This window comes from Brucella sp. 22210, from assembly GCF_052045675.1.
Lineage (GTDB): Bacteria > Pseudomonadota > Alphaproteobacteria > Rhizobiales > Rhizobiaceae > Brucella.
Window position 1 is genome coordinate 1 of the sequence record NZ_JBQEPD010000105.1, and the last position, 2,884, is coordinate 2,884.

Here is a 2,884-nt window from a genome sequence, read left to right on the forward strand (position 1 = left end):
AGAATGGCAAGAGCTATTCGGTCTCGAGCAATCTCGGCTTCCGCGTCAAGTGGTAAGCTGAACACCAAACAAACATCTGGCCCCGGTTATTCGGGCCAGAATTACAATCCTCCATCTCGCACCTCTACTGACCTCGGGATGTGAGATTTCCTATGGGAGGATCCACGTTCAGTCCTGTCTTCTGCAAACCGATGAGAAGCGGTAAGCGGGGACAAAAGTGCAGGCCGGGAAAGAAGTCTCAATCTCTTGCCCGAAGGCGCTTACGGATTGAATTGTACACAAGCAACGGGAAGGCGACGGGCACTTGACTCCGTTGGATATAGTCCGGGCCTTCGACGTGCCCCGGTCCTGATCATCTCCAAGTCAGGACTGGTCGAGAGGAGGAGGCATAAGCCCCCCCAGCCTCCTCCTCATCTTTTTTGGAAATCAGTCCACAGGACTGATTTCTGATCCTGCTTTGATCGGAAAAAATGCGGCTAAACAAAGAACCGGAGCACCGATCTGACGCAAGGAGATCAGTGCTCTAACTGATTAAACGCGCATCATGATCGCAATGAACGGGAACGCTTTGCAAAACAGGGCGGTAGGTTTCAAGCTAGCTGGCGAGGGAGGTCGGCAGAAATGGCAAAAGCTCTCCAGATGACCCAGTCCATCCATTCCAATATGATGGTCGGCAGTTTGATTGGCGATCATTGGTGTAGATTTCGGTATCATTTCGCGCTGATCAAGCAGCTGTCATAGAGACAGCTGTGGTCGATTGACGATTTCGCCGGACGCGAGCGAAGCAGACCGGGGCCGCGCTTTCCAATGTACCCTATAGGGGTCGGTCTGCCCTGCGGTTCCGATGCGCTATTTTAATTGACGCTGAGTTTCATTTTCTGGTTGTGTCACGCATTCAATTTGGTCGGTTGCTGCAACGGCTCATGCATTCGCCGGTCATTTCGGGCCGGTGTGCATTGTAAGCCGGCGATCGAGAAGAACATTGGCCTAAGGGGGGTACTGATTTTTTCGTGCCAGCGAGATTAGGGAAACTGCCTAGTCACAAGCGTGAATTGGCGGCGTTATCGTTCTTCATGGACTTCCAGGAGATAATGCGGCGCGTTTGCCTTCGATTAGCTGCAGCCCGGGATCATCCATCTACGATAAGAAGCTCGACGGCGTCAGGCGACGTCAAGCGAGAAGAAAGGTTTCCGGTCCAGAGAAAGGTTTTCTCCAAATTAAAAACCCTGTTGCGAAAAAGCGGCAGTACGGTCTGTCAACGCTCTATGGAACGGGATCGGGAAAATGCAATCACCTAGACCATGCGCAAGGACGAAGAGATCATTACCGTGCAGGCCAGATGGGGCTGCGCTGCGGCCGTGCGATCTACTTTGGCTGCAAGGACATGCGTGACCAGGTCGGCGCAAATCGCTTCGCGCCGAAACAGGAGAGAAACACACTCTCCGGCGAAGCTTCCCTGCCAAACGAAGTGTTAATATCCGTTTTCTATCGATAGACCTCTTTGCGATGGCCCATTCCGACTACAAGCACCACAAGGCGCTGATCCTGCAATTGGCAGATAATTCGATAATCACTGATACGGTAGCGCCACAGATTTCCAAGTTGGGAACCTTGGAGTGCTTTGCCTATCTGACGTGGGTTATCCAAAGGCGCAATGCGTGTTTCCATGTAGCTGCGTAATCTGGATCGTATCTGTGGATCGATTTTACGTAGCTGAGTTTGAACGGACCTGGCGTATTCAATCGTCCAGGCCACGCCAGAACTCCTCAGCCGTCAGAACTTTTTCTTTACCATCTTGAATTCGCTCGATCACTTGTTCTGCAAGATAAACGTCTTCCAGATCATCCAGATGCTCGGACAAGGCTTCTCGTATATAAAAGGCTGTCGTTCGTCCGGTTCTGGCGGCAAGGGTTTGCAACCGTTCATAGGTTTCATCGGGAAGGCGGATTGCGGTTTGCCTGCTCATTTTCTAAAAGCTCCTCATTATCGGGATACATGTACTACAAAATTGGCGAAATAGATAGGTCATATATACACATCATTTGTCGTCAAATTAAAGTCCCGCGCCGGCCCCTCATGCAGCTTCCTGCCTGCCCGCTCGGTGAGGCTTTGTCAGGCTTTGGAGATACCGGGCAGGTGCAGATCGGTGAGCATCAGGGAAAGGCGCACGGTGTCGGCAGAATCATGGGTTTCATGCCACGTCCTCCCCATGCGTAACGATTGACTGATCTTAACCGAACAGCTTGCCCAGAAGCGGCTCAGCAAAATTGGACGGTAGTTTCAGTGGATTTTCTGCCTGAAAGCGGCGAAATAGCCGCAACAGGAGAATCAAACTGAGCAAACGACCACGCCGGAACCGCAGCCCGGCCTTCAAGGCCAAAGCAACACTTGCCGCGCTGAAGGGTGAGCAAACGCTTGCGGAATTGGCACAGCAATTCGACGTGCATCCGAACCAGATCGCGGATTGGAGGAAGCAGCTTCTGGACGGTGCGGCAAACGTATTCGGGGCTGCGGAGAAACCGGAGCTCTCGGTTGATGCGAAGACGCTGCACGCCAAGATCGGGGAGCTTGCGCTGGAGAACGATTTTTTAGCCGGCGCGCTCACCAAGGCAGGACTGTTGGGGAGCGCAAGAAAATGATCGACCGCAGACACGAATTGTCCATCGCGCGGCAATCCAGGCTAGGTCACATACCCATAAAATAGTTTTCGGTTTGAATGGTTTGTGATTCACTGTCTCCATTGATTTGGAGGCAGTGATGGCGCGTTTTGATTTAACAGATTTCGAATGGTTTGTGGTTGAACCGCTTCTTCCGAGCAAAGTGCGTGGTAAGGCCCGCTTTGACGATCGACGTGTTTTGAACGGTATATTCTGGCGGCTGAGGA

Annotated in this window: 3 protein-coding genes and 1 pseudogene; 2 read left to right on the forward strand and 2 right to left on the reverse strand. The window is 52.2% G+C overall.

Going from position 1 to position 2,884, the window contains the following annotated elements; all coding sequences use genetic code 11:
• Window positions 1-1,485: 1,485 nt before the first annotated feature.
• Both ACTJKP_RS26590 and relB read right to left on the reverse strand, forming a co-directional pair.
• The gene (locus tag ACTJKP_RS26590; protein WP_440632791.1) at window positions 1,486-1,755 is read right to left on the reverse strand and encodes a type II toxin-antitoxin system RelE family toxin; all 270 of its coding nucleotides are present in this window, start codon (window positions 1,753-1,755) and stop codon (window positions 1,486-1,488) included.
• Window positions 1,739-1,966, reverse strand: coding sequence for a type II toxin-antitoxin system RelB family antitoxin (relB, locus tag ACTJKP_RS26595; RefSeq protein WP_440632792.1), 228 nt, complete (start codon window positions 1,964-1,966; stop codon window positions 1,739-1,741). Before relB ends, ACTJKP_RS26590 begins: the two co-directional genes overlap by 17 nt.
• A gap of 367 nt (window positions 1,967-2,333) precedes the next feature.
• On the opposite strand from relB, the pseudogene ACTJKP_RS26600 reads away from it, so the two are divergent.
• Both ACTJKP_RS26600 and ACTJKP_RS26605 read left to right on the forward strand, forming a co-directional pair.
• Window positions 2,334-2,683 (forward strand): annotated as a pseudogene (locus ACTJKP_RS26600) (transposase); the annotation flags it as partial.
• A gap of 74 nt (window positions 2,684-2,757) precedes the next feature.
• Window positions 2,758-2,884, forward strand: a 127-nt coding sequence (locus tag ACTJKP_RS26605; protein WP_440632793.1) for a transposase, incomplete at its 3' end; no start/stop codon positions are given.